This is a genomic window from Pseudomonas lactis, assembly GCF_001439845.1.
GTDB lineage: Bacteria > Pseudomonadota > Gammaproteobacteria > Pseudomonadales > Pseudomonadaceae > Aquipseudomonas > Aquipseudomonas lactis.
Genome location: NZ_JYLO01000012.1, coordinates 24,757 through 48,862, shown reverse-complemented (window position 1 = coordinate 48,862; position 24,106 = coordinate 24,757). Strand labels below are relative to the sequence as shown.

The following is a 24,106-nucleotide window of genomic DNA, read 5'->3' as shown; positions in this document are numbered from 1 at the left end:
TAGTCATATCAATCGATTCCGCCCGTCAGGGTCGTCTGCTCTGCATAGTCGAGGTGTTTGACGAGCTGCGCGCGCAGCCGGGCACTTACCTCGGCAAATTCAATGGATGTTGCATGGTCACTCAACTGGGTCATTGCAAGCCCGGCATAACCGCACGGGTTGATGCGCCGGAACGGTGCCAGGTCCATGTCCACATTCAAGGCCAGGCCATGAAAGGAACAACCGTGGCGAATGCGCAGCCCCAGGGAGGCGATTTTCGCGCCATCCACGTACACACCCGGTGCATCGGGCTTGGCCACGGCGGTCACGCCGTAACTGGCCAACAGCTCGATCAGGCACGTCTCCATGCGGCTGACCAGGTCGCGCACGCCAAACCCCAGCTTGCGCACGTCCAGCAGCAGGTAAGCCACCAGTTGACCGGGACCATGGTAAGTCACTTGGCCACCTCGGTCGACCTGCACCACCGGAATATCACCCGGCAGCAGCAAGTGCTCGGCCTTGCCGGCCTGGCCCTGGGTGAAGACCGGCGGGTGTTCCACCAGCCAGATTTCATCCGGGGCCGAGGTGCCGCGCTCATTGGTAAAGCGCTGCATGGCATGCCAGACCGGCTCATAGGCCATCCGGCCGAGCTCGCGAAAGCCCAGGGTTTGCGACATCACAGCACCATGTGCACGAAGCCGGTGGCCCGCAGTTCGCTGTTGATGTCGTAGAGCTGGTCTTGACCGGTCGCAACGATGTGCAACTGGATAGTCGTGTACTTACCGGTGGTGCTGGAGCGCTCATCCACCCGGTTATCGTTGATCGTCGCATGTTTACGCACGATCTCAAGAATCGTGTCTTTGCGGCCCACACCGGTGTCGCTGATTACCTTGATAGGATAATCCGTCACAGGGAATTCGATTTTTGGCGCTTTTACTTCTTTATCGGTCATGGCAGAACAGCCTCGTAAGCGCTAAGCCGTGGCGACGGGCAAAGCCCCGCGTTGGATCAACGCGGGGCTTTGCAGGTGCACACAATCAGTTGAACAAGCCGTAGAAGAATAGACGGATGCTATCCCATACGCGGCGGAAGATACCACCTTCCTCGACAGCGTCCAGTGCGATCAGGTCGGCGCTGTGCACCACCTTGTCGTCCAGCTTGACTTCAACCTTACCGATCACATCACCCTTGGCGATTGGCGCAACCAATTGCGGGTTCAGGGTCATGCTGGCGGCGAGCTTTTTGAGCTGGCCTTTAGGCATGGTCAGGGTCAGGTCGTCGGCCAGGCCGGCCTTGACTTGCGAAGTCGCGCCCTTCCACACCGGCGCGGTCGCCAGCTCAGCACCCTTCTGGTAGAAGGTCTGGGTTTCGAAGAAGCGGAAGCCGTAAGTCAGCAGTTTTTGCGTCTCGGCCGCACGGGCCTGCTCGCTGTTGGTGCCGAATACCACGGCGATCAGGCGCTGGCCATCACGTACGGCGGACGACACCATGCAGTAGCCGGCTTCGTCGGTGTGGCCGGTTTTCAGGCCATCGACGGTCTTGTCGCGCCACAGCAACAGGTTGCGGTTAGGCTGCTTGATGTTGTTCCAGAAGAACTCCTTCTGGGAGTAGATCGCGTAGTGCACCGGGTCAACGCGGATGATCGCGCGTGCCAGGATCGCCATGTCGTGAGCCGACGAATAGTGCTCTGGGTTTGGCAGGCCAGTCGGGTTCATGAAGTGGCTGTTGGTCATGCCCAGCTCGCCGGCGGTTTTGTTCATCATGTCGGCGAAGGCGTCTTCGCTGCCGGCGATGTGCTCGGCCAGGGCGACGCTGGCGTCGTTACCGGACTGGATGATGATGCCGTGCAGCAGGTCGCTCACGGTGACTTGCGAACCCACCTTGATGAACATCCGCGAACCACCGGTACGCCAGGCGTTTTCGCTGACGGTTACCGGGTCGTTTTCGCCGATCTGGCCGCGACGGATTTCCAGGGTCGCGATGTAGGCGGTCATCAGCTTGGTCAGGCTGGCAGGCGGCAGGCGCACGTCACCGCCGTTTTCGACCAGCACGTTGCCACTGGCGGCATCCATGAGTACCCAGGACTTGGCGGCCAGTTGCGGGGAGGCCGGCACCATCTCAACCGCCCAGGCGGCTGGGGTGATGATCAGCGAGATAAGCAGGCACATACGTTTGGCTAAGGTGGTGATGTTCATCCGTCTCTCGAAATTGCTTATGGAAACTTGCCCTCGCGGGCAAAACTATTCAGACAGCCCGCTTCCAGACTGTCACGTGTTCGGTTGCCCGCTCACCCCTTGCCCCTGGGTTTTTATTGTTCAACGAGCCAACAACCAGGGTTCAAGCGCGCAGGCGCGCCTGAGCCATCAAACCGTTACTGCTTATTCTGCGGTGACCACGCTGGGTTGCCCCAGGTTGGCCAGGCGCACGCTGTTCTGCACTTGCGCCACTTCGCTTGGCGAGCCGATCGGGCCCATGCGTACACGGTGCAAGGTTTGCTGGTTACGCACGATGGAGCTGATGAAGACCGGCGCGCTGACCATGCCGCTGAGCTTGGACCTTAACAGTTCTGCCGCATCCGGGTTGGCGAAAGCGCCGACCTGCAGGTATTGCCCGCCCGCCATCGAGGCGCCCGGTGCCGCGTGCGGCACGACGACAGTATCCGGAGCATGTTGCGCCGGCGGCGGCGTCCACTGCTCGATCTTGCCGGTCGAGGCCGTCACTTGCGGTTGCGGGGTAGCCGGTTCGTTGAGCATCAACGGCGCGGGTTTGCCACGCTGGGCCCAGTACTGCGCCGGGTCGATGCCTTCGACCTTGACCCGTGCGGTGCCGGTTTCGGCATAACCGAGTTTCTTGGCGGCCGCGTAGGACAAGTCAATGATGCGGTCCGAATAGAACGGCCCGCGGTCATTGACCCGCAGGATCACGGTACGGTTGTTGTCCAGGTTGGTCACGCGCACATAGCTGGGCAGCGGCAGGGTCTTGTGGGCCGCGCTCATGCCATACAGGTCATACACTTCGCCGTTGGCGGTGTTCTGGCCATGGAACTTGGTGCCGTACCAGGACGCGGTGCCCGATTGCACGTAGGTCTTGGATTCCTGCAGCGGGAAGTAATTCTTGCCCAGCACGGTATAAGGGTTGGCCTTGTACGGGCCGGTGTGCAGGGTGGGCGTGGCGTCCGGGATTTTCGATACATCCACATCCCACCACGGCGCGCCGTCCTTGTGCGCGCGGTTGATGTCCAGGCCCGGCTGGGCGCGGACCACCGCACCGCCCGCTTTCTTGGCCGGCGCACGGTTAGGGGTGGTGGAACAACTGGCTACCAACAAGGACAACGCGGCGAACGCCACCAGCTTGAGCGGTTTTTTGAACGGCGATACCCGCATTACTTGTTGCCCCGTGCTTGAACCAGCTCATCTGACAGCTGATGCACGGCCATGGCGTACATCACACTGCGGTTATAACGCGTGATTGCGTAAAAATTCTTCAGGCCCATCCAGTATTCAGGGCCATTTGCGCCTTCCAGGCGGAATGCCGTCACCGGCATGTCGTCGCGTGGCGCATTCTGACTCGACCAGCCCAGCGCTCGCAACTCCCCAACGGTCTTGACCGGTTCGATACCTTGGGTCAGGCCCTCGTCGGCGCGCTCGCCCGTGACATCGGCGCGGACAACCACCGGCTCGCCGCCAACCCAACCGTGGCGCTTGAAGTAGCTGGCCACGCTGCCGATGGCATCGTCGGGGTTGCTCCAGATATTGATGTGCCCGTCACCGTCGAAATCCACCGCATAGGCGCGAAAGCTGCTGGGCATGAACTGCGGCAAGCCCATCGCCCCGGCGTAGGAGCCCTTGAGGCTCAGCGGGTCGACCTGCTCTTCGCGGGCCAGCAACAGGAATTCGCGCAGTTCCTTGCGGAAGAACTCGGCGCGGGGCGGGTAATCGAAGCCCAGGGTCGACAAGGCGTCGATCACCCGATAGCTGCCGGTGTTGCGCCCGTAAAAGGTTTCGATGCCGATGATCGAGACGATCACCTGGGCCGGCACGCCGTACTCTTGCTCGGCGCGGGCCAGGACTGCCTCGTGCTGGCGCCAGAAGTCCACGCCGCGGGCGATGCGCGCATCAGTGAGGAACATCGGGCGATAGTCCTTCCACTGCTTTACGCGTTCGGCGGGGCGAGAGATGGCGTCGAGGATCGCCTGCTTTTTCTGGGCTTCGCGGAACACGCCCATCAGTTGCTCACCGGCAAAACCGTAGTCGCGGGTCAGCTCACCGACAAATTCGGCAACCTGGGGAGAGCCATCGTAGTCACCGGCCTGCGCCTCTTGCGTTGCCCCCAGCAGCCCAATCAGGCCCATCCAGGTCGCATGCCGAGTCGCCCAGCCGCGCATTACTTGCATTGACATCTTCACCTTATTCAAACCTGTGCGATCCACTTGCGATGCGTATGAATCGACATCAAAACCCCAAACGCTGACAGCAATGTCACCAGCGAAGTTCCGCCGTAGCTAATGAATGGCAACGGCACCCCAACCACCGGCAGCAGGCCACTGACCATACCGATGTTGACGAAAACGTAAACAAAAAACGTCATGGTCAGGCTGCCGGCGAGCAATTTGCCGAACAGCGTCTGCGCCTGGGCCGTGATCACCAGGCCGCGACCAATCAACAGCAGATAGATCAGCAACAACGCGCAAATGCCCACCAGGCCGAACTCTTCGCCCATCACCGCGATGATGAAGTCAGTATGGCTCTCGGGCAAGAAGTCCAGGTGGGACTGGGTGCCCAGCAACCAGCCCTTGCCAAATACCCCGCCGGAACCAATGGCCGCCTTGGACTGGATGATGTTCCAGCCGGTGCCCAACGGGTCGCTCTCCGGGTCGAGGAACGTGAGGATCCGTTGCTTCTGGTAGTCGTGCATAAAGAAGAACCACATGGCCACGGCCACGGGCACGGCGGCGGCCAGCACGCTGAGGATCCAGCGCCAGCGCAATCCGCCCATGAACAATACGAACGCGCCACCGGCGAGGATCAGCAACGAGGTGCCCAGATCCGGCTGGCGCACGATCAGCACGAAGGGCACGCCGATCAGGATCAGGCTGATGGCCACGTGCTTGAGCTGCGGCGGCAAGGTGCGCTTGGACAGGTACCAGGCAATGGTGGCCGGCATCAGGATCTTCATGAATTCCGACGGCTGGAAGCGAATCACCCCGGGGATGTTGATCCAGCGTGTGGCGCCCATGGCGTTGTGGCCCATGACGTCCACCACCACCAGCAGCAACACGCCGGCGACATAGCCCAAGGGCACCCAGCGCGCCATGAAGCGCGGCTCCAGTTGGGCGATCACCACCATCGACAGCAGGCCCAGGCCAAACGAGGACGCCTGCTTGATCAGCAAGTCCCAGTTCTTGCCGCTGGCCGAATACAGCACGAACAGGCTGCCGGCCGCCAGGGTCAGCAGCAGGATCAGCAAGGGGCCATCAATGTGCATGCGTTGCAGCAACGTCGCACGGCGACGCATCACATCTTCGCTGGAGAGGATGCGGTCAAAATTACTCTTCACGGGCCGTAACCTCGGGGCTTGAAGGGGGGCCGCCATACTCGGGCTTGAGCCGGCCATCGTCGGCCAGCAGCCAGGCATCCATCACCTGGCGTACCACAGGGGCCGCGACGCCGGAGCCGGACTCGCCGTTCTCGACCATCACGGCCACCACGATTTTCGGGTCTTCCGCCGGGGCAAAGCCGACAAACAAGGCGTGGTCGCGGTGGCGTTCCTGCACCTTGGAACGGTCATACTTTTCGCCCTGTTTGATCGCGACCACCTGGGCCGTACCACTCTTGCCGGCAATGCGGTACTGCGCGCCGATTGCCGCCTTGCGTGCGGTGCCGCGAGCACCGTGCATCACCTGCTGCATGCCGTGGTTGACCTTGGCCCAGTCGGACGGGTCACGCAGCACGATGTCCGGAATCGGATTGTCGTCCACCGGCTTTTCGCCTTCGATGGTCCTGGCCAGGTGCGGTCGGTTCCACACGCCTTTGTTCGCCACCAGCGCCGTGGCCTGGGCCAGTTGCAGCGGTGTGGCCTGCATATAGCCCTGGCCGATACCGAGGATCAGGGTTTCACCGGGGAACCACGCCTGGCGGCGGGTCGCACGCTTCCACTCCCGCGACGGCATCAGGCCGGGGGATTCTTCGAACATGTCCAGGGAGACTTTCTGACCGAGGCCGAACTTACCCATGTAGGCAGACAGCCGATCAATCCCCAGCTTGTGGGCCAGGTCGTAAAAATAGGTGTCGTTGGAGCGCATGATCGCGGTATCCAGGTCGACATAGCCGTCACCGGAGCGGTTCCAGTTACGGTATTTGTGGTCATAGTTGGGCAGCATGTAATAGCCAGGGTCGTACACCCGGCTTGAAGCCGTGACCACACCAGCATCCAGGCCGGCAATCGCCACCGCCGGCTTGATGGTCGAGCCCGGTGGGTACAGGCCGCGCAAGACGCGGTTGAACAGTGGCCGGTCGATGGAATCACGCAGCTCGGCGTAGGCCTTGAAGCTGATGCCGGTCACAAACGGGTTGGGGTCGAAGCTGGGCTGGCTGACCATCGCCAGCACTTCGCCGGTTTTCGGGTCCAGCGCCACTACGGCACCCCGCCGACCGCCCAGGGCCATCTCGGCAGCTTCCTGCAACTTGATGTCCAGGCTCAGGACGATGTCCTTGCCCGGCACCGGGTCGGTGCGCTTGAGTACCCGCAATACGCGGCCACGCGCATTGGTCTCGACTTCCTCGTTACCTACCTGGCCATGCAACTCGGCCTCATAGAAGCGCTCGATGCCGGTTTTGCCAATATGGTGGGTGCCGCTGTAGTTGATCGGGTCGAGGGTTTTCAGCTCTTTCTCGTTGATCCGCCCCATGTAGCCAACGGAGTGGGCAAAGTGCGGCCCTTGCGGGTAATGCCGCACCAACTGCGCCACCACTTCCACACCTGGCAGGCGGAACTGGTTCACCGCAATGCGGGCGATCTGCTCTTCGGTCAGCTCGAACAGAATCGGCACCGGCTCGAACGGCCGGCGCCCCTGCCGCATGCGTTTCTCGAAAACCACCCGGTCTTCCGGCGTCAGTTGCAGCACCTCGACGATGACATCGAGCACCTGCTTCCAGTCGCCGGAACGTTCGCGGGTCATGCTCAGGCTGAAGCTGGGTCGGTTATCGGCAACCACTACGCCATTGCGGTCGAAGATCAGCCCACGGGTCGGCGGAATCGGCTGCACATGCACCCGGTTATTTTCCGACAGCGTGGAGTGATAGTCGTACTGGATCACCTGGAGGAAATACAGCCGCGCAATCAGCACGCACATCAGCACCACCACCAAAACAGCACCGAACACCACCCGCGCGCGTACCAGACGTGCGTCTTTCTCGTGGTCCTTGATGCGGATCGGCTGGGTCATCGGGGGCGGCGCAGACTATTTGTGGTAAGGGTGCCCGGACAGAACTGTCCAGGCGCGATACAGCTGTTCACCGATCAGAATCCTTACCAACGGGTGCGGCAACGTCAGCGCCGACAGCGACCAGCGCTGATCGGCTCGCGCACAGACTTCCGGCGCCAGCCCTTCGGGGCCGCCGACCATGAAATTGACCGTGCGCGAATCCAGGCGCCAGCGATCCAGTTCCACCGCCAGTTGCTCGGTGCTCCAGGGCTTGCCGTGCACTTCAAGGGTGACGATGCGCTCATTGGGGCCGACCTTGGCCAGCATGGCTTCGCCTTCCTGACGGATAAAGCGCGCCACGTCGGCGTTCTTGCCCCGGGTATTGAGCGGTATTTCCACCAGCTCAAGCGACAGCTCAGCGGGCAGACGCTTGGCATATTCGTGCCAGCCTTCTTCCACCCACTTGGGCATGCGTGAACCGACAGCGATCAGACGCAGGCGCACAGCCGTTCCTTATTCCTGGTCTTTGTTGAGCTTGTCGAAGTGCGCGTGGCCCACTTCCGGGCTGTGGTGCTTGCCATCGGCAGCACGGCTCTGCTCGGCGCCTTTCCACAGACGCTCCAGGTCGTAGAACTGGCGAGCGTTGGAGGTCATCATGTGAACGATCACATCGTCCATGTCCAGCAACACCCAGTCGCTGTCGCCCTTGCCTTCTTCACCCAATGGCTTGACGCCCTGGGCTTTGACGGCTTCACGAACCTTGTCCAGCATCGCGCCGATCTGGCGGTTGGAGGTACCGGTGGCGATGATCATGAAGTCGGTGATGCTCTGCTTGTCGCGCACGTCCAGCACCTGGATGTCCTGGGCTTTAACGTCTTCCAGGGCAGCCACGGCGACTTTCACCAGCTCTTCGCCAGCCAGTTCCGGGCCAACATGGGCTTCAACCGGCAGCGGTGCGCTTTTGAAGGTGCCTTTGCGCTTAACTTTGCTTACGTCTTTGTTCGTCATATAAAACTCGTTTTGCTCGTATGTTCGGGCGCTTGCTGCACGGTTCGTGCGTTCAAGCGCGCCTTTTTAGTTCGACGCACGGTAAAGCCCGTGCGCATCGATGTAGGCCAGGACCGCGTCAGGCACCAGGAAACGTACCGACTTCCCGCTGGCCAGCAGTTGACGGATCTGGGTGGCGGACACCGCAAGCGGGGTCTGCCAGACGAATGCAATATTCCCGTTCGGCCCGGTCAGGGCCAAGGGGTCACTTACCGACCGCGCGGCCAGCAGGTTGCGCAAGGCATCCGGCGGTTCGCTGTCGGCATCCGGGCGTTGCAAAACCAGGATGTGGCAATGCTGGAGGAGTTCCTCCCAGCGGTGCCAAGAGGGCAGGCCGCAAAATGCGTCCCAGCCCAAAAGCAGAAACAGTGGGTCATCTGCGGCCAATTCGGCGCGCATCAGCTCCAGGGTGTCGATAGTGTAGGACGGTTTATCGCGCTTGAGTTCGCGATCGTCCACCACCAGCGGCGATATACCTTCTACGGCAACACGCACCATTTCCAGGCGTTGCTCGGCGGCCACCTGCGGCGTGTCGCGATGGGGCGGCCGGAAATTGGGCAGCAGGCGCAGCTCATCCAGCGCAAGGGCATCCGCAACTTCCAGGGCACTGCGCAAATGGCCGATGTGCACGGGGTCGAAAGTACCGCCGAGCAGCCCGATGCGTTTAGTCATCAAGTGCGCACATGACCGTCGCCAAACACCACGTACTTCTCACTGGTCAGCCCTTCGAGGCCCACCGGGCCGCGTGCGTGGAGCTTGTCGGTGGAAATACCGATCTCCGCCCCCAAGCCGTACTCGAAGCCGTCGGCAAAACGCGTCGAGGCGTTGACCATCACCGAAGCGGAATCCACTTCGTTGAGGAAACGCCGGGCATCGCTGAAATGCTCGGAAACGATGGCGTCGGTGTGCTTGGAGCCATAGGTATTGATGTGTTCGATGGCCTGGTCCAGGTCGTCGACGATGCGGATCGACAGGATCGGGGCCGTGTACTCGGTGTACCAGTCCTGCTCGGTCGCCTCGATGACGTCCGCGCCCAGCAACGCCCGGGTGCGCTCGCAACCGCGCAGCTCTACCGACTTGTCACGGTAGATGGCAGCCAGCGGCGGCAGCACGCGCTCGGCAATGCCGGCGTGCACCAGCAGGGTTTCCATGGTGTTGCACGGCGCGTAGCGGTGGGTCTTGGCGTTGTCGGCAATGCGGATCGCCTTGTCGAGGTCGGCGGCAATGTCGATGAACACATGGCAGACGCCGTCCAGGTGCTTGATAACTGGCACCTTGGCATCGCGGCTGACGCGCTCGATCAGGCTCTTGCCACCTCGCGGTACGATCACGTCGACGAATTCCGGCATGGTGATCAAGGCACCCACGGCGGCGCGGTCGGTGGTTTCCACCACTTGCACCACTTCAGCCGGCAACTCGGCCACGGCCAGGCCCTGCTGGATGCAGGCGGCGATGGCGCGGTTGGAGTTGATCGCCTCGGAACCGCCACGCAGGATGGTGGCGTTGCCGGACTTGAGGCACAGGCTCGCGGCGTCGATGGTCACGTTCGGGCGCGACTCATAGATGATGCCAATCACGCCCAGGGGCACGCGCATCTTGCCCACCTGGATACCGGACGGCAGGTAACGCATGTCGCGAATTTCACCGATGGGATCAGGCAGCTTAGCCACCTGACGCAGGCCTTCGATCATGTCGTCGATACGCGCCGGGGTCAGCGCCAGGCGGTCCAGCAAGGCTGGCTCCAGGCCATTGGCGCGCCCATTGGTCAGGTCCAGCTCGTTGGCGGCAGTCAGCTCGGAGCGCGAAGCATCCAGAGCATCGGCAGCCGCCAGCAGCGCACGGTTCTTCTGCGCGGTGCTCGCACGGGCGATCAACCGCGAGGCCTGCCGGGCAGCGCGACCCAGGCGGGTCATGTAGTCAAGAACGGACTCAGTCATGGTCAGGGAGTCTTGGCAAAGAGGAAAGCGGCAGATTATAGCTGTGACGCCGCCCGACTGACAGCGGTGAGGGGCGGATGGTCGAAATGAACTGTAAAAACCCCAGGTTCAGGCGTAATTAAGCTGAGAGTTGTTATGATTCGGTCACATTTAGCCGTATCAACCCTTGACCGCCATGCCCGATTTTTTGCCCCAGCTCCCCGCCAGCCCCCTGCCCGATAGCTTCTTCGACCGCGACGCGCAACTGCTTGCCCGCGAACTACTCGGAAAAGTCATTCGCCATCGCGTGGGCGATCTCTGGCTTTCGGCGCGAATTATTGAAACCGAAGCCTATTACGTGGCCGAAAAAGGCAGCCACGCCTCACTCGGCTACACAGAAAAGCGTAAGGCTTTGTTTCTGGATGGTGGCCATATCTACATGTACTACGCCCGTGGCGGTGATTCGCTGAACTTCAGCGCCCATGGCCCGGGCAATGCCGTGTTGATCAAATCGGCCTATCCCTGGGTCGATGACATTTCCGGCGCGGCGAGCCTGGCGCAGATGCTGTTGAACAACCCCAACCCCGATGGCAGCCCACGCCCCTCGCAAAAGCTGTGTGCGGGCCAGACGCTGCTGTGCAAGGCACTGGGACTGAAAGTGCCGATGTGGGACGCCAAGCGCTTCGACCAGGAACTGCTGTATGTCGAAGACGTGGGCCAAGTGCCCACGCAGATTATCCAGACCACGCGCCTGGGCATCCCCAGTGGGCGCGATGAGCACTTGATGTACCGTTTCGTCGATGCTGGCTATGCGCCTTATTGCACGCGGAACCCGCTGCGTCGGGGGCAGGTCGAAGGCCGGGATTATTTTTTGATTTGATGATATCCGCAACACAGCGGATCCAATGTGGGAGCGGGCTTGCTCGCGAATGCGGCGTGTCAGTGTAGGAATCTGTGTCTGACACACCGCATTCGCGAGCAAGCCCGCTCCCACAATTGAATCTTCAGTGTTTTTGAATATGTATGCATGGAGTGGATTGTATGGGCCAATGGCTCGATAGCATTACCGGCTGGTTGACCCTCAACCCACAATGGCTGGCAGCGGCGGTGTTTATTGTCGCGTGCGTGGAGTGTCTGGCGATTGCCGGGTTGATCGTGCCAGGCACGGTATTGCTGTTTGCAATCGCCGCGTTGGCTGGCAGCGGTGCGCTGTCGCTGAGTGAAACCCTGCTGCTGGGCTTCCTCGGCGGTTTGTTGGGCGACGGCGTTTCCTATTATCTGGGCCGCCACTTCCATCAGAACATCCGGCGCCTGCCCGGCCTGCGCCAGCATCCTGAATGGATGAACGGCGCAGAAACCTACTTCCACAAGTACGGGATTGCCAGCCTGTTGGTCGGGCGTTTCATCGGACCATTGCGCCCTATGCTGCCGATGGTGGCGGGTATGTGCGACATGCCCTTCCCGCGCTTCGCCGCCGTGAGCATCATTGCCGCAGCGGGCTGGACCGTGGCCTATCTGCTGCCGGGCTGGGCCGCCGGCGCCGCGTTCCGCCTGCCGTTGCCGGAAGGTTTCTGGCCGGAAGCGGCGATTATCGCGGCGTGCCTGGCGGTGCTGCTGGGGCTGAGTTTGAACAGCAGTTGGCGTGGGCATCGGCGCGCCACCTTGTGGATCGGTTGCGCCAGCCTGGTGTTGTTGATCGCACTGTTTATCGGCTACCCCCATCTCAATGACTTCGACCAGGGCCTGAGCGCCCTGGTGCAGGAACATCGCAGCCCGTGGCTGGACGAAGTGATGGTGCGGGTCACCCAACTGGGCGAGTTCAAGAAGATGTTTTTCGCCAGCGCGGTGTTCACTGGCCTGTTGCTGCTAGCGCGGCAATGGCGCCACGCCGTGTTTGTCGGCGCCACCCTCGCCGGCGCGGCAGTGATCAACACCGGCACCAAGCTGTTCTTTGCCCGTGGCCGCCCGGAAATCCTCACCGACCCGCTGACCAGCTTCAGCATGCCCAGCGGCCATGCCTCCGGTGCCTTTGCCTTCTTCCTGGCGCTCGCGGTATTGGCCGGTCGCGGCCAACCCACGCGGCTGCGCCTGACCTGGATGCTGTTGGGCTGCATTCCGGCGGCATTCATTGCCTTGTCGCGGGTCTACCTGGGCGCCCATTGGCCTACAGACATCCTGGCCGGCACGTTGCTGGCCATGACCGTGTGTGCGTTCAGCCTGACGGCAATCGAGTACCGCAGCCCATTGCCAGCCATGTCGCAAAAAGCCTGGTGGCTGGTGCTGCCCGCCGTGGTAGCCGTGCTCGGTTTTATCGCCTTTACCGGCACGCCCCACGCCCTGCTCAGGTACGCCTACTGACCCTTGGCCGGGCCGATCCAGTCCACGGAGGCGCTGCGCCGTTCAACGCAACGTTCGCGGCGCTCCAGCAGCATCTCATCGGCCACTTCGGCGGCGCGCTCGGCGATGTACTCCGCGCCCCGCGTGGCTTGCTGCTGGAGTAATTGCGTGGTCACGCTGACGAAATAAGCGTCCCACGCGACTTGTTCCGAGGGTGTCAGCCGAATCATGGTTATCTCCGATCATTGTTGTGTGATCGGAAAATAGTGCAGGCGACGCAGTGGAGACGACCGAGCAAAGTCTGAAAGCTCTGTCAGGCAAATCCGAACCTCAGGTGAACAGTTCGCCCTGCAGTTCATCGAGCAACATCTGGATCGCATCCAAGCGTTGCTGTGGGTCGTCCAGTTGCAGCAAGTCGATCTTGTCGGCCTCGGTAAACGGCAGCAGATAGGCCAACCGGTTGCCCAGGGCTTGCTGGCCTTCGACGTCACCGCCCATGTCCAGCGAAGCCACCATCGGGTGCTCGGCCAGGGCCTCAAGCAACGCCAGTAAGTCGGCGTCTTCTTCGCCCAGTGGCGGGTCCGGCAACTCTTGCAACCATTGCACGTCGGCCACCAGCAATTGGTCTTTCTGCACGTCGGTCTCATGCACGCGGAAACGACGCCCCCCTTCGACGCGAATGCCCAGCAGGCCGTTGTCCTGCTGTTTGAAGTCACGAATCAGCGCTTCACAACCGACAAGCGCATAACCGTCAGGGGCCATGCCCACCTCTGAGCCGTCCAGGATGCACACCACACCAAAGCCTTCGCCCTTTTTCATGCAACGGCCGATCATGTCCAGGTAGCGCGCCTCGAATATCTGCAAGTCGAGGGTGCAGCCTGGGAACAGCACAGTGTTGAGGGGGAATAGCGCCAGACTCATAACGGTTTCCTTAAAACCTGGTTTAAACAATGACCGACACCGCCAACGGCAGGAACACCGCCGTGGCCACGCCCATCAAACTCATGGCCAGCGCCGCGAAGGCGCCGCATTCTTCGCTTTCCTGCAGGGCCACCGAAGTACCGACGGCGTGGGCGGTCATGCCCAAGGCCATGCCGCGCGCTTCGGGGCTGCGTACACCCAGGCGCGTCAAGAGCGCTGGGCCGATCATCGCGCCGACCACGCCAGTGATCAACACGAACACCGCTGCCAAGGCCGCCACGCCGCCGATCTGCTCGGCCACCAGCATGGCAATCGGCGAGGTCACCGACTTGGGCGCCATGGTCATCAGCACTCTGTGTTCGGCACCAAACCACCACCCCAACGCCACACAAAGGCCGGTGGCCAATACCCCGCCTACCACCAGCGTAGTAAAAATCGGCCAGAACAATTGGCGAATCCGTCGCAGGTTCAGATAAAGCGGCACCGCCAGGGCCACGGTCGCAGGCCCCAGCAGGATGCCCATGATCTCGGTGCTCTTGCGGTATTCGGCGTAGCTCAGGCCGCAGGTGAGCAGCACGCCGATCACCAGCAACATCGACACCAGCACCGGCTGCAGGAAGATCCAGCGGGTTTTCTCGAACCCCGCCAGCACCAGTTGATAGGCGCCCAGGGTGATACCGATACCGAACAGCGGGTGATGAATGACCGCCGTCCAGGCGCCTTGCCAGTCGAGGATCATTGGTCCTTCTCCTTGCGCTTGACCATCTGCTGCATCAGCACACCGACAAAGCCCATGGCGATCACCAGCGACAACACCAACGCCCCGACGATGGCCCAGAAATCCGCCACGATGTCCTTGGCGTACACCATCACCCCCACGGCCGGCGGCACCAGCAGCAGTGGCAGGTAACGCAACAGGCTGCCGGCCGCCAGGCTCAGGGGCTCGCCGACTTCACCGCGCCAGACCAGAAAGCCCAGCATCAGCAGCAAGCCGATGATCGGCCCCGGCAGCACCGGCACCAACAAATGATTGATCGCGGTGCCGATCAATTGAAACAGCACCAGCCAGGTCAGGCCACGTAACAGCATCCCGCTCTCTCCCCCTCAACGCTCGCGCGCATTATAAGCATGCCCGCCCTATGCTCCGGCATTCGCCAAAAGCATCTTGGGTTGACCGGGCTGATTGCCCATGATGATCTACATTGGTTCTCTGTAACCGATAAAAACGCCCGTTACCGATGGGCAAAAATGATGAACCAAGGAGAGACGCAATGCCCTATGTACCCGTAGCGCAGCTCAAAGATTACGTCGGCAAGGAACTGGGACGTTCCGAATGGCTCACCATCGACCAGGCGCGTATCAACCTGTTCGCAGAAGCCACCGGCGATCATCAGTTCATCCACGTCGACCCGGTCAAGGCCGCGCAAACCCCGTTCGGCAGCACCATCGCCCACGGGTTCCTGTCGCTGTCGCTGATGCCCAAGCTGATGGAAGACATCCTGATCATGCCCGAAGGCTTGAAGATGGCCGTCAACTACGGCCTGGACAGCGTGCGCTTTATCCAGCCGGTGAAAGTGAATTCCAAGGTGCGCCTGAACGTCACCCTCACAGACGTCACCGAGAAGAAGCCGGGCCAATGGCTGTTCAAGGCCACGGCCACCCTGGAAATCGAAGGCCAGGAGAAGCCGGCTTACATCGCCGAGTCGCTGTCACTGTGCTTCGTATAACCACCACACCCCCACTGTAGGAGCGAGCTTGCTCGCGAAGGTCGTCATCGATAACGCGTGCTGGCTGAATAAATGCGGCGCCTGTGAGTTTTTCGCGGGCAAGCCCGCTCCTACAGGTGATGGATCCTGCGCATAGACCACTAGGTTCGGCACCCCGGCTACGGCATACTCGGCGCTCAATTATCCGGATCCCGCTATGCGCCCACTCGCTCCCCTTGCCCTTGCCCTGTTGCTCACCGCTTGCGGAGACGGCGAATCGCTGTTGCCGCCCGATGCGCGCCTGCCCGATGGCGGCCGCTACCGTGGCGATGTGGTCAACGGTTTGCTGCAAGGCCAAGGCCGTGTGGACTACCCCAATGGCAGCTGGTACGCCGGCCAATTCGACAAAGGCCAGTGGCACGGCCAGGGCGAATGGCACGGCAGCAATGGCGAAGTCTATAAAGGCGAATTCAAGCAGGGCCTGTTTGACGGCCAGGGCAGCCTGACCACCTCGGGCAGCAGCTACGTGGGCGGCTTCAAGAACGGTCGACGCAACGGCGAAGGCACCCTCAAAGAGGGGCAGATGACTTATCGCGGCGAATTCCAGGACGACCAGTACTCAGGCCTCGGCCGCCTGGAACTGGCCGACGGCAGCCAGTACCAGGGCCAGTTCGCCCACGGCAAGCCCAATGGCGAAGGCCAACGCAATGACGACAGCGGCAACCAGTTCAGCGGCCGCTTTGTCGATGGCCAACTGGAAGGCAATGGCACCTTTAATAGCGCCGAGGGCGATATCTATGTCGGCCAATTCAAGCAGAACCAGCTCAACGGCAAAGGCCGCTATGAGAACGCCGACGGCGATGTGTGGATCGGCCAGTTCAAGGAAGGCGCGCTGACCGGCAAAGGCGAATTGATCGGGGTCGATGGCAGCCACTACGTCGGCCAGTTCAGTGACTGGCGCTTTACCGGTGAAGGGCGTCTGAACCTCACCGATGGCAGTTTCTATATCGGTGGCTTCGACAGCGACAACTATCAAGGCCGTGGCACCCTGGTACTCACGGACGGCACCGTGCAGTCCGGCACCTGGGTCAATGGCCTGCGCGTACGCGACGCCGAGGGCAAGCTGCTGCCCGACCCACTGGAGACCGGCATACTGGCCCAAGGCCGCTTGCTCGATGACGCCCTGGCAGCCGTGCCCGCGTCCACCCCAGCCGTGGAGCTGTACACCCTGGTGCTGGCCGGTGACGGCAAACAAAGCGTGTTCCTGCGCGAAGCCGATTACGTCAGCAACCTGCTCGCCACCCGCTTTGGTGCTCGCGGGCAGCTGCGCCTGGTCAACCACCGCGACCACATCGCCGACCGCCCCCTGGCCACCCGCGAAAGCCTGCGTCGTTCCGTGCAAACCCTGGCCGAACGCACCGGGCCGGAAGACCTGGTGTTCATTTATATGACCAGCCATGGCACCCATGAGCATGAACTGGTGCTCGACCAACCGCGCATGGAACTGGCCGACCTGCCCGCCGATGAACTAGCGGCCGTGCTCGCACCACTGAAAAACCGTGACAAAGTCATCGTGATCTCCGCCTGTTACTCCGGCGGCTTCATACCGGCGCTCAAAGATGAGCGCACCCTGATCATGACCGCCTCCCGCGCGGACCGCGTTTCGTTCGGCTGCTCGGAAGAAGCAGACTTCACCTACTTCGGTGATGCCCTTTTCGCACAAGCTTTCAACCAAACAGATGAATTGCAACACGCCTTCAAACTGGCACAACTGCACGTGGCCGAACGCGAACAGGCGGACAATTTCGAAGCCTCCGAACCGCAGATCTGGGCGCCCAAAGGCGTGATCGCCCATTGGCAATTATTACGTAAACAGCAGGCACGAAAGGCGCTCGAAAGCGTCTCAATGAATAGCAAGGAAGCCAAAGGCAACTAAGCTGTAACGTGTAACAAGGGGGAAACACCATGTACCTGACACCGCAGCATATCTTGCTGGCCGGGGCTTCCGGCCTCACGGGCGAACACCTGCTCGACCGCCTGCTCAACGAACCCACCGTGACCCGCGTGCTGGCACCCAGCCGCAAACCATTGGCTGAACATCCACGCCTGGAAAACCCGGTGGGCGAGCCGGCGGTGTTCCTGCCGCAACTGAGCGGCCGCGTGGATATCGCCTTCTGCTGCCTGGGCACCACGATCAAAAAGGCCGGCTCGGAAGCGGCGTTCCGTGCGGTCGACCTGGACATGGTGGTGGCTTTCGCCAAGCGCGCACGGGAACTGGGCGCGCGGCATCTGATCGTGATCAGCGCAATTGGCGCCGCCCCGAAATCCTCGGTGTTCTACAACCGGGTCAAGGGGGAAATGGAACTGGCGCTCCGAGCGCAAGACTGGCCGCAGTTGACCATCGTACGTCCGTCGCTGCTGCTGGGCGAACGACTGGAACCGCGCCTGGCCGAGCAGTTAGCCGGGCCTTTGTCACGGCTTATTCCGGGCAAGTACCACGGTATTGAAGTCTGCGAACTGGCCCGCGCCATGTGGCGCCTGGCGCTGGAAGAACAGGATGGCGTGCGGGTGGTGGAGTCGGACGAGTTGCGCAAGCTCGGCAAGTAATGATGCGGGGCTGGTACTGGCCTCATCGCAGCATCGGTATCTACACAACTTTGTCGGCTGTAGCAGCAGACGCTAACCACGATGCGAAGCGAGCCGCTCTTGATCTTGCTCTTGATCTGCTTTTGATCTCAGGCGCCCCGTTAAACCACGCTGGCCGGAATTCGACAGGGATTTGGGGGGTAAACCGGCAGGGATGCCGGTTTAGCCGCCCCGCGCCATGGATGGCGCGTGGCGGCGGCCCCCCAAATCACTGGCGGATTACGGGCACACCGAGCCTAGGCGAGGTGCCGAGTGGTGGGGCAAGAGCCCTTTGGTTACTTTGGGGCTTTTCCAAAGTGACCCGCCGTCAGGGCGGAACCCTAAGCGGCCGTTACCGCAGCAATGGATATGCACACAATCCAACTGTGTTGACTGCCAGGCCGCCTTCGCGAGCAAGCCCGCTCACATTTGGATCGCCGGGCGTCAAGTAGATATGCGCTGGCCGCCGGGGCCGGCCCAGGCAGCCACTGCCTTACAGCCCGCCCGTGGCGTTGAAGCCAACCCCCAGCACCGTCAACACCGACAGTGGCAACAACAAGGTATCGAGCAACGCACTGGCCGGCAGGTCGAGCTGGGGATAGCTCGGGGCCTCGGCGCCAAAGCGGTCCTTGGCGCAGCAGCCACCATTGATCGCGTACAGATCCAGCCGCGTGCCGGCATACACCACCGGTGCGCCCGGTTGCGCCGCATCCAGCGTGCGCGCCGTGGCGCAGCCGGTAAGTTGCAGCGCCATCAACAGCAGCAGCGCTTTATTCATCGCCGCCCAGATGGTGCTCACCCCAACGCGGCAGCATGTCCTGGGGAATGTTCAACAGGTTGAGAATGCGCGCCACCACAAAGTCCACCAGGTCATCGATGGTCTGCGGCTGGTGATAGAAGCCAGGCGACGCGGGCAGAATGGTCACGCCCATGTTCGACAACTTGAGCATGTGCTCCAGGTGAATGCTCGAATACGGCGCTTCGCGCGGCACCAGGATCAATTGGCGGCGCTCCTTCAAGGTCACGTCCGCCGCCCGTTCGATCAGGTTGTTGCAGGCGCCCGTGGCAATCGCCGACAAGGTACCGGTGGAGCATGGCACCACCACCATGGCCGCCGGCGCACCGGAGCCCGAAGCTACCGGCGACATCCAGTCTTCTTTGCCGTAGACCTTGATCTGCCCCGCCGCCGCACCGGTGTACTCGGTGAGGAACGCCTGCATCATCTGCACTTTGGAAGGCAGCGCGACATCGGTCTCGGTCGCCAACACCAACTGCGCCGCCTTGGAGATCAGAAAATGCACCTCACGGTCTTCACGCACCAGGCAATCGAGCAGGCGCAGGCCGTAAGGCGCACCAGACGCGCCGGTCATCGCCAGGGTAATGCGCTCCGGCCCGCTCATTTCAACGCCTCGGCCAACTTGCCGTGCAGGCCGCCGAAGCCGCCGTTGCTCATGACCACCACGTGGGTGCCGGGCTGGGCCAAGGACTTCACCTGCTCAATGATGCCTTCCAGCGAATCGCAAACCTTCGAAGGTATGGTGCACAGCGCAGCAATGCCCGGCAAATCCCAGCCGAGGTTGGCTGGCGCATACCACACCACCTGGTCGGCATCGTTGACGCTTTCAGGCAGGCCATCACGGTGTGCGCCGAGCTTCATGGAGTTGGAACGCGGTTCGACGATGGCGATGATCTGCGCATCGCCCACGCGCTTGCGCAGGCCATCCAGGGTGGTGGCAATGGCGGTTGGGTGGTGGGCAAAGTCGTCGTAAATGGTAATCCCATTCACGTCGGCGACTTTCTCCATGCGCCGCTTCACACTCTTGAACGCGCTCAAGGCGGCGATGCCCATGGCCGGCACCACGCCGACATGCCGAGCGGCAGCCAGGCTCACCAAGGCGTTGGCCACGTTGTGCTGGCCAGTCATGCCCCAGTCGACGATGCCTTGGGCCTGGCCTTCGAACAGCACTTCAAACCGCGAACCGTCGTCGCTGAGCAACCTGGCCTGCCACTGCCCACCCGCGCCGGTGGTTTGCACCGGGGTCCAGCAGCCCATGTCGATCACACGCTGCAACGCAGGCTCGGTGGTGGGATGAATGACCAGGCCTTCGCTGGGAATGGTGCGCACCAAATGGTGGAACTGCCGCTCAATCGCCGGCAGATCGGGGAAGATATCCGCGTGATCAAACTCAAGGTTGTTGAGGATCGCCGTGCGCGGGCGGTAGTGGACGAACTTGGAGCGCTTGTCGAAAAAGGCGCTGTCGTATTCATCGGCCTCGATCACAAAAAACGGTGTCTGGCCCAGGCGCGCCGACACCGAGAAGTTCTGAGGCACACCGCCAATCAGGAAGCCCGGGCTCATGCCCGCATGTTCCAGCACCCAGGCCAGCATGCTGCTGGTGGTGGTCTTGCCGTGGGTACCCGCCACTGCCAGGACCCAACGGCCTTGCAGCACATGGTCGGCCAGCCACTGGGGGCCGGAGACGTAAGGCAAGCCTTTGTTCAGTACGTATTCCACCGCCGGGTTGCCGCGCGACATGGCGTTGCCGATGACGACCAGGTCCGGCACCGGGTCGAATTGCGCAGGGTCGTAACCTTGGGTCAGCTCAATCCCTTGCGCCTCTAGCTGCGTGCTCATGGGTGGATAAACATTGGCATCGGAGCCTGTTACGTGATGGCCCAGCTCTTTGGCCAGAACCGCCATCGAACCCATGAACGTACCGCAGATACCCAGAATATGAATGTGCATAGTCGACCTCGTAAACATCGAGGCAGGTTAGCGTAGGGTGGGAAAGTTCGCACGCATTAGCTGAGGGCGAAACGCCCGCCGGTAGGATCCGGCGGGCAAAAGGAATGACTTAAACCGTGGTGCGCGTGTTGTTAAGCTCAGCGCCTTTCAAGGTCATGATTCGGTCAGCGGTTTTTTTCAAGGCATGGTACCGACGCTCGATCACGCCTAAGCGGCCACCGGTACCAGGGGACGTTTGTGACTCGATGTGAGGTTTGAAAATCAGCTCGTGGTCCTCGGCCAGTTGTTTCATATGGGTTTCTGAAACGTCCAGTAACTGCTCAAGGTTACTCATGCGTGCCCCGCGCTCCTTGGGCCAGGCGTCGCCCATGACAAGCCGGTCTCCGGTGTTTCCCGCCAGCGTGATGATGAGATTGGCAAACTCCAGCATCACCTTTTCTACGCGATCCAAATGGCGTGTGGCCCCAGGCGCAGGCTCATCGGGTGTGGATGGCGTAACGACTGGCGGCGCTGGCTTCTGACCGGCCTGCACACCGCCAGGCAAATGCGGTGGCGGTGGCGTTACCGGCGACGGTACGTATTGGCCCTTGATCGCTTCCCCCGCAGCCACGGACCCGGCATAGGCGCCCACATTGATCGGCGCGCTGACCATGCCATTGATGCCTGCGTTGATGAACGCGTCCTTGACCATCTTGCCGGTAGAGGGCGATGTAGAAATAACGCCCGCCTTGACCAGCCTGTCGGCATCCAACAGCCGCTGAGTGACATCGGCCACACTGACCTTGGGCGATTCCGCCGGTTTCACAGCGGTGGTGCCACCGAGAGGGGGCGTCTGAGGCCCCTTGGTCAGCGCGTCCTTGAGCTTACTGGCCGTCGACTGGCCTGAACTGCCCGCGGTCACGCTGGTGCCAGAGGTGTCGTGGGTTGTCGTCGGTTTTTTCCCTCCCGTCGTGGTTTGGGGCCGGGTAGGCGTGGGACTGACCGGGGCAGGCGGTACCCTGGGCGACGGCGGGGGAGACACCGGCGGCGTGGGCCTGGACCCTCCCCCGAACCGCCGCCCGAAGATTCCACGCCTGATGCGCACCTTCGGCGTTTGATCAGCCTGCGGCTCAGACAACTGCGTGCCAGGCTCATGCTCAAGGGGGTGCATCGGTTCGCCCCAGCCCGCCATCAAGGGCTGCGGTGCAGGCGTGGGCGTAACATCAAGTTGAACAGGGAGTTGTGGCACAGGAGTCGTTATTGGACTTGTAATATTCATGTGTTGTCACCCTAGAAGTTTCAAACAACGGTGTTTAAGGGCAAGTGATGCTCTGCCCTTATTCCATCAGTGCTTAAAACAGCGCACCACGTTCCGGGACGACGTGAGTGCGTAGAGCGATAAAAAACCTTAAATCACGTGGGACAAAAAACGAGCAGTCCGCAATAACTGAGTTATTCCGACAACTGTCGCGCCCCTAATGCATAACCTCCCGTGAAATCCCATGTTTGCGTAACTTGCGGTACAGCGTATTGCGACTGACGCCCAACTGTTCAGCCACATGGCTCATATGCCAGCGCTGCTGCGCCAACGCATCGAGTAATGCCTGACGCTCGGCGCTCTCCAGCGGCGAGGCGCACGGCGCATCCAGCCTCTGCCCTTGGGGCCGCGCCTGTCGAATCAGCGCCGGCAAGTCCTCAAGCCCGACTCGCCCGCCCTCACAAAGCGCCACTACTGTGCGCAACACCGTACGCAACTGCCGCAGGTTGCCGGGCCAATGGAATGCCAACAAGGCTTGGCGCGCAGGCTCGTCGAGCATCACCTGCTCGGTGCCCGCCTCTTGGGCCAGGAGGAAGTCCAACAGTTGCGACTTGTCAGTGCGTTCGCGCAACGGCGGCAGGGCAACTTCCAAGCCGTTCAGGCGGTAATACAGGTCTTCGCGAAAGCTGCCATCGGCCACACGCTCCAGCAAATTGCGGTGCGTGGCGCTGATGATGCGCACGTTCACGGCTTGGGGCTCACCACCGATAGGCACCACCAGGCGGTCTTCCAGCACCCTTAACAGGCGGGTTTGCAGCGCCAGGGGCATGTCGCCGATTTCATCGAGAAACAGCGTGCCGCCATCGGCCTGTTGCAGCTTGCCGCGCATACCCTCTTTAAGGGCGCCAGTAAAACTGCCGGCGCGATAGCCAAACAATTCGCTCTCGATCAGGTTTTCTGGAATCGCCGCACAGTTCAGCGCGACAAAGGCCTTGTCGCCCCGCTGGCTAGTCTGGTGCACGGCCTTGGCGAAGGCTTCTTTACCGCAGCCGGTTTCGCCGTTGATCAGTAAGGGCACGTCGCGCTCGAACACTCGCGAGGCCTTGCGCAGCTCATTTTGCAACGCCGGGTCGCCCAGGCAGATACCCAAAGGCCGTGGCGCCTGCGGCTTGATGATAGGGGCCGGCACACTGCGCGGCTGGCCTCGCAACGCTGCAAACAGAGGCCGACCCTCGCGGGTGCGCAATGGCCAACTGGCCGTGGCATTTGCGCTGGCGCGCCCCAGCAACTGATCCAGGGAACAGTCGAAAAACGCTTCCACCGGCTGGCCCACCAAACCGCCGCGCAACTGCCCCAACAGGTTCAGGGCGCTCTGGTTGACCGCACAAATGCGCCCTTCGCCATCGAACGCCAGCAAGCCCTCGCTGAACAACCCGACCGACTCGGCCTGCAGGTGAAAACGCAACAGCCAGTGATGTTCGAAGTGACGCAGGAAGTAGCAACTTTCGATCATCTTGGCCGACAGGTTCACCAGCGCCATGGTGTGGAACTGGCTCTGGCGTGACACGGCTTCGCGGGCCGAGGACACATCCAGCACCGCCAGCAATTCACCATGAGGGTCGAACACTGGGCTGGCCGAACAGGTCAGCCCGGTATGGCGGCCGCGAAAGTGTTCGTCACGGTGGATCGTCAACGACTGCCGTTCCACCAGGCAGGTGCCGATACCGTTGGTGCCTTCGCAGGCTTCGCTCCAGTCAGCGCCCAGCCATAAGCCGGCGCGCTCGAAGATCTTGCGCTCCGACGGCGCGGTGACACAGTTGAGGATCACCCCGCGTGCATCGGTGAGCAGCACCGCGTGACCGGCGCCGGAGAGTTGCTGGTGCAGGCTGTTCATTTCGCTGCCGGCAATGTGCAGCACTTGGCGCAGGCGTTCGCGACTTTCCAGCAGGCGCCCGTGTTCGAGCACAGTGGGCGCGATGGTCAGCGCCGGGTCGAGGTGGTAGTCCTCCACACAGCGCAGCCAGGAGCGGGCGATGGACGGGTCGCTGCCAGGCCCCTGGGAAAGCTCTTGGCCCCGGGTGACGGTCAAGACTTGCTGGGCATGGCGACTGAAATGATCGTTATGCATGTTCTTATTATTCTCCCTGCGTGAGAACGCCCAGCATCCCC

Annotated in this window: 26 protein-coding genes; 6 read left to right on the top strand and 20 right to left on the bottom strand. The window is 61.8% G+C overall.

From position 1 onward, the window contains the following. Positions 1-8: 8 nt before the first annotated feature. From lipB to TX24_RS21170, 11 genes are all read right to left on the bottom strand, one after another. Positions 9-656, bottom strand: coding sequence for a lipoyl(octanoyl) transferase LipB (lipB, locus tag TX24_RS21220; protein WP_032895159.1), 648 nt, complete (start codon positions 654-656; stop codon positions 9-11). Continuing rightward, complete coding sequence (locus TX24_RS21215) at positions 656-931, bottom strand: DUF493 domain-containing protein (RefSeq protein WP_003194466.1); 276 nt, start codon at positions 929-931, stop codon at positions 656-658. The genes lipB and TX24_RS21215 overlap by 1 nt, the downstream gene beginning before the upstream one ends. A gap of 85 nt (positions 932-1,016) precedes the next feature. Continuing rightward, a complete protein-coding gene (locus tag TX24_RS21210) occupies positions 1,017-2,174 on the bottom strand; it encodes a D-alanyl-D-alanine carboxypeptidase family protein (RefSeq protein WP_057711030.1) in 1,158 nt (385 codons plus the stop codon). Positions 2,175-2,357: 183 nt separating this feature from the next. Continuing rightward, complete coding sequence (locus tag TX24_RS21205; protein ID WP_014720084.1) at positions 2,358-3,362, bottom strand: septal ring lytic transglycosylase RlpA family protein; 1,005 nt, start codon at positions 3,360-3,362, stop codon at positions 2,358-2,360. After that, on the bottom strand, positions 3,362-4,372 hold the full coding sequence (gene mltB, locus TX24_RS21200) for a lytic murein transglycosylase B (RefSeq protein WP_057711029.1): 1,011 nt from the start codon (positions 4,370-4,372) through the stop codon (positions 3,362-3,364). Before mltB ends, TX24_RS21205 begins: the two co-directional genes overlap by 1 nt. 17 nt (positions 4,373-4,389) lie before the next feature. Continuing rightward, positions 4,390-5,493, bottom strand: a complete 1,104-nt coding sequence (rodA, locus tag TX24_RS21195; protein WP_044268991.1) for a rod shape-determining protein RodA — start codon at positions 5,491-5,493, stop codon at positions 4,390-4,392. A gap of 31 nt (positions 5,494-5,524) precedes the next feature. After that, complete coding sequence (gene mrdA, locus TX24_RS21190) at positions 5,525-7,423, bottom strand: penicillin-binding protein 2 (protein WP_003194477.1); 1,899 nt, start codon at positions 7,421-7,423, stop codon at positions 5,525-5,527. Positions 7,424-7,438: 15 nt separating this feature from the next. After that, positions 7,439-7,906 carry a 23S rRNA (pseudouridine(1915)-N(3))-methyltransferase RlmH gene (rlmH, locus tag TX24_RS21185; RefSeq protein WP_003176297.1) on the bottom strand — a complete coding sequence of 156 codons (468 nt, stop codon included), beginning with the start codon at positions 7,904-7,906 and terminating at the stop codon, positions 7,439-7,441. Between the two features lie 9 nt (positions 7,907-7,915). Beyond that, a complete protein-coding gene (rsfS, locus tag TX24_RS21180) occupies positions 7,916-8,410 on the bottom strand; it encodes a ribosome silencing factor (RefSeq protein ID WP_003176298.1) in 495 nt (164 codons plus the stop codon). A gap of 66 nt (positions 8,411-8,476) precedes the next feature. Next, positions 8,477-9,121 carry a nicotinate-nucleotide adenylyltransferase gene (gene nadD / locus TX24_RS21175; RefSeq protein ID WP_003194480.1) on the bottom strand — a complete coding sequence of 215 codons (645 nt, stop codon included), beginning with the start codon at positions 9,119-9,121 and terminating at the stop codon, positions 8,477-8,479. Beyond that, positions 9,121-10,386 (bottom strand): glutamate-5-semialdehyde dehydrogenase, encoded by a 1,266-nt coding sequence (locus TX24_RS21170; RefSeq protein WP_057711028.1) that lies wholly within the window; start codon positions 10,384-10,386, stop codon positions 9,121-9,123. The genes nadD and TX24_RS21170 overlap by 1 nt, the downstream gene beginning before the upstream one ends. 175 nt (positions 10,387-10,561) lie before the next feature. On the opposite strand from TX24_RS21170, the gene TX24_RS21165 reads away from it, so the two are divergent. Together TX24_RS21165 and TX24_RS21160 are read left to right on the top strand one after the other, a co-directional pair. Further along, positions 10,562-11,245, top strand: coding sequence for a DNA-3-methyladenine glycosylase (locus TX24_RS21165; RefSeq protein WP_047711861.1), 684 nt, complete (start codon positions 10,562-10,564; stop codon positions 11,243-11,245). Positions 11,246-11,406: 161 nt separating this feature from the next. Continuing rightward, positions 11,407-12,723, top strand: a complete 1,317-nt coding sequence (locus TX24_RS21160; RefSeq protein ID WP_044268980.1) for a bifunctional DedA family/phosphatase PAP2 family protein — start codon at positions 11,407-11,409, stop codon at positions 12,721-12,723. Here TX24_RS21160 and TX24_RS21155 read toward each other — a convergent pair. The 4 genes from TX24_RS21155 to TX24_RS21140 all read right to left on the bottom strand — a co-directional run bounded on the left by TX24_RS21155 (position 12,717) and on the right by TX24_RS21140 (position 14,712). Next, positions 12,717-12,932, bottom strand: coding sequence for a hypothetical protein (locus TX24_RS21155; protein WP_019818751.1), 216 nt, complete (start codon positions 12,930-12,932; stop codon positions 12,717-12,719). The genes TX24_RS21160 and TX24_RS21155 overlap by 7 nt on opposite strands. A gap of 100 nt (positions 12,933-13,032) precedes the next feature. Beyond that, a complete protein-coding gene (locus TX24_RS21150) occupies positions 13,033-13,623 on the bottom strand; it encodes an LON peptidase substrate-binding domain-containing protein (RefSeq protein WP_047711863.1) in 591 nt (196 codons plus the stop codon). Positions 13,624-13,645: 22 nt separating this feature from the next. Next, positions 13,646-14,362 carry an LrgB family protein gene (locus TX24_RS21145; RefSeq protein WP_032895141.1) on the bottom strand — a complete coding sequence of 239 codons (717 nt, stop codon included), beginning with the start codon at positions 14,360-14,362 and terminating at the stop codon, positions 13,646-13,648. Continuing rightward, positions 14,359-14,712, bottom strand: a complete 354-nt coding sequence (locus tag TX24_RS21140) for a CidA/LrgA family protein (RefSeq protein ID WP_003194494.1) — start codon at positions 14,710-14,712, stop codon at positions 14,359-14,361. The genes TX24_RS21145 and TX24_RS21140 overlap by 4 nt, the downstream gene beginning before the upstream one ends. A 182-nt stretch (positions 14,713-14,894) precedes the next feature. On the opposite strand from TX24_RS21140, the gene TX24_RS21135 reads away from it, so the two are divergent. The 3 genes from TX24_RS21135 to TX24_RS21125 all read left to right on the top strand — a co-directional run bounded on the left by TX24_RS21135 (position 14,895) and on the right by TX24_RS21125 (position 17,936). Further along, positions 14,895-15,350, top strand: coding sequence for a MaoC family dehydratase (locus TX24_RS21135; RefSeq protein WP_003194496.1), 456 nt, complete (start codon positions 14,895-14,897; stop codon positions 15,348-15,350). Positions 15,351-15,546: 196 nt separating this feature from the next. Then, the gene (locus TX24_RS21130; RefSeq protein WP_057711027.1) at positions 15,547-17,265 is read left to right on the top strand and encodes a C13 family peptidase; all 1,719 of its coding nucleotides are present in this window, start codon (positions 15,547-15,549) and stop codon (positions 17,263-17,265) included. A 29-nt stretch (positions 17,266-17,294) separates the two neighbouring features. Further along, positions 17,295-17,936, top strand: coding sequence for an oxidoreductase (locus TX24_RS21125; RefSeq protein ID WP_057711026.1), 642 nt, complete (start codon positions 17,295-17,297; stop codon positions 17,934-17,936). A gap of 511 nt (positions 17,937-18,447) precedes the next feature. On the opposite strand, the gene TX24_RS21120 is transcribed toward TX24_RS21125, so the two are convergent. From TX24_RS21120 to TX24_RS32330, 4 genes are all read right to left on the bottom strand, one after another. After that, on the bottom strand, positions 18,448-18,732 hold the full coding sequence (locus TX24_RS21120; protein WP_047712257.1) for a YceK/YidQ family lipoprotein: 285 nt from the start codon (positions 18,730-18,732) through the stop codon (positions 18,448-18,450). After that, on the bottom strand, positions 18,725-19,354 hold the full coding sequence (gene ubiX / locus TX24_RS21115) for a flavin prenyltransferase UbiX (protein ID WP_032895136.1): 630 nt from the start codon (positions 19,352-19,354) through the stop codon (positions 18,725-18,727). Before ubiX ends, TX24_RS21120 begins: the two co-directional genes overlap by 8 nt. Then, positions 19,351-20,700, bottom strand: coding sequence for a UDP-N-acetylmuramate:L-alanyl-gamma-D-glutamyl-meso-diaminopimelate ligase (mpl, locus tag TX24_RS21110; protein ID WP_057711025.1), 1,350 nt, complete (start codon positions 20,698-20,700; stop codon positions 19,351-19,353). Before mpl ends, ubiX begins: the two co-directional genes overlap by 4 nt. 109 nt (positions 20,701-20,809) lie before the next feature. Then, entirely contained in the window at positions 20,810-21,601 is a 792-nt protein-coding gene (locus TX24_RS32330; protein WP_238348852.1) for a hypothetical protein, read from the bottom strand. A gap of 13 nt (positions 21,602-21,614) precedes the next feature. Here TX24_RS32330 and TX24_RS32585 point away from each other — a divergent pair, with 13 nt between their 5' ends. Next, positions 21,615-21,797 carry a hypothetical protein gene (locus tag TX24_RS32585; RefSeq protein ID WP_125970747.1) on the top strand — a complete coding sequence of 61 codons (183 nt, stop codon included), beginning with the start codon at positions 21,615-21,617 and terminating at the stop codon, positions 21,795-21,797. A gap of 357 nt (positions 21,798-22,154) precedes the next feature. Here TX24_RS32585 and TX24_RS21100 read toward each other — a convergent pair whose 3' ends face one another. Then, positions 22,155-24,065 (bottom strand): sigma-54-dependent Fis family transcriptional regulator, encoded by a 1,911-nt coding sequence (locus tag TX24_RS21100; protein ID WP_047711866.1) that lies wholly within the window; start codon positions 24,063-24,065, stop codon positions 22,155-22,157. Positions 24,066-24,106: the final 41 nt, after the last annotated feature.

Coding starts and splice junctions, on each gene's coding strand:
- TX24_RS21130 (WP_057711027.1), top strand. CDS start 15,547: ATGCGCCCACTCGCTCCCCTTGCCCTTGCCCTGTTGCTCACCGCTTGC.
- TX24_RS21165 (WP_047711861.1), top strand. CDS start 10,562: ATGCCCGATTTTTTGCCCCAGCTCCCCGCCAGCCCCCTGCCCGATAGC.
- mpl (WP_057711025.1), bottom strand. CDS start 20,700: ATGCACATTCATATTCTGGGTATCTGCGGTACGTTCATGGGTTCGATG.
- TX24_RS21170 (WP_057711028.1), bottom strand. CDS start 10,386: ATGACTGAGTCCGTTCTTGACTACATGACCCGCCTGGGTCGCGCTGCC.
- TX24_RS21155 (WP_019818751.1), bottom strand. CDS start 12,932: ATGATTCGGCTGACACCCTCGGAACAAGTCGCGTGGGACGCTTATTTC.
- rsfS (WP_003176298.1), bottom strand. CDS start 8,410: ATGACGAACAAAGACGTAAGCAAAGTTAAGCGCAAAGGCACCTTCAAA.
- rodA (WP_044268991.1), bottom strand. CDS start 5,493: ATGCGTCGCCGTGCGACGTTGCTGCAACGCATGCACATTGATGGCCCC.
- TX24_RS21100 (WP_047711866.1), bottom strand. CDS start 24,065: ATGCATAACGATCATTTCAGTCGCCATGCCCAGCAAGTCTTGACCGTC.
- TX24_RS21120 (WP_047712257.1), bottom strand. CDS start 18,732: ATGAATAAAGCGCTGCTGCTGTTGATGGCGCTGCAACTTACCGGCTGC.
- TX24_RS21160 (WP_044268980.1), top strand. CDS start 11,407: ATGGGCCAATGGCTCGATAGCATTACCGGCTGGTTGACCCTCAACCCA.
- mltB (WP_057711029.1), bottom strand. CDS start 4,372: ATGCAAGTAATGCGCGGCTGGGCGACTCGGCATGCGACCTGGATGGGC.
- TX24_RS21140 (WP_003194494.1), bottom strand. CDS start 14,712: ATGCTGTTACGTGGCCTGACCTGGCTGGTGCTGTTTCAATTGATCGGC.
- TX24_RS21150 (WP_047711863.1), bottom strand. CDS start 13,623: ATGAGTCTGGCGCTATTCCCCCTCAACACTGTGCTGTTCCCAGGCTGC.
- TX24_RS21125 (WP_057711026.1), top strand. CDS start 17,295: ATGTACCTGACACCGCAGCATATCTTGCTGGCCGGGGCTTCCGGCCTC.
- TX24_RS21215 (WP_003194466.1), bottom strand. CDS start 931: ATGACCGATAAAGAAGTAAAAGCGCCAAAAATCGAATTCCCTGTGACG.
- TX24_RS21210 (WP_057711030.1), bottom strand. CDS start 2,174: ATGAACATCACCACCTTAGCCAAACGTATGTGCCTGCTTATCTCGCTG.
- lipB (WP_032895159.1), bottom strand. CDS start 656: ATGTCGCAAACCCTGGGCTTTCGCGAGCTCGGCCGGATGGCCTATGAG.
- mrdA (WP_003194477.1), bottom strand. CDS start 7,423: ATGACCCAGCCGATCCGCATCAAGGACCACGAGAAAGACGCACGTCTG.
- ubiX (WP_032895136.1), bottom strand. CDS start 19,354: ATGAGCGGGCCGGAGCGCATTACCCTGGCGATGACCGGCGCGTCTGGT.
- TX24_RS21205 (WP_014720084.1), bottom strand. CDS start 3,362: ATGCGGGTATCGCCGTTCAAAAAACCGCTCAAGCTGGTGGCGTTCGCC.
- TX24_RS21145 (WP_032895141.1), bottom strand. CDS start 14,362: ATGATCCTCGACTGGCAAGGCGCCTGGACGGCGGTCATTCATCACCCG.
- nadD (WP_003194480.1), bottom strand. CDS start 9,121: ATGACTAAACGCATCGGGCTGCTCGGCGGTACTTTCGACCCCGTGCAC.
- TX24_RS21135 (WP_003194496.1), top strand. CDS start 14,895: ATGCCCTATGTACCCGTAGCGCAGCTCAAAGATTACGTCGGCAAGGAA.